The 425-nt window shown below is 46.6% G+C and carries 1 pseudogene; it reads left to right on the top strand.

Annotation, left to right across the window (positions count from 1 at the left end):
• Positions 1 to 161 precede the first annotated feature (161 nt).
• A pseudogene (locus BHE18_RS00630) lies at positions 162 to 425 on the top strand (ATP-binding cassette domain-containing protein); the annotation flags it as partial.

Here is a 425-nt window from a genome sequence, read left to right as displayed (position 1 = left end):
CAGTGTAAACGAGTGTTCTTGTTGTTGCTTATTACAGTGTGTAACAGTGTCTGATCATGTAGGTGAAGGTGTTCATGATTCTCAGCCGTATGTATAAAATGAGTGGATTACGCAGGTAAACTACAGTTTAGAGAACATAATTCAGCTCTTTGTTTTTTTTTTATACGACCAAAGAAGCAAAGCAGCGGGCATCGGAATTGCTATTGGCATTCGGCTTGGAACAAGCAGCAAAACGCCAAGTGAAAAAGTATTCAGGCGGCATGAGGCGACGCATTGATATTGCCGCAAGCATCGTCGTCACGCCGGACTTGCTGTTTCTTGATGAACCGACAACGGGACTGGATCCAAGAAGCCGCAACCAGGTATGGGAGATTGTACGCGCGCTCGTGGGGACAGGGACGACGGTACTGTTGACGACTCAGAAT

The organism is Rossellomorea aquimaris, assembly GCF_001877785.1.
Lineage (GTDB): Bacteria > Bacillota > Bacilli > Bacillales > Bacillaceae_B > Rossellomorea > Rossellomorea aquimaris_A.
The sequence above is the reverse complement of the archived record's forward strand: the minus strand, read 5'-3'. Positions and strand labels throughout refer to the sequence as shown.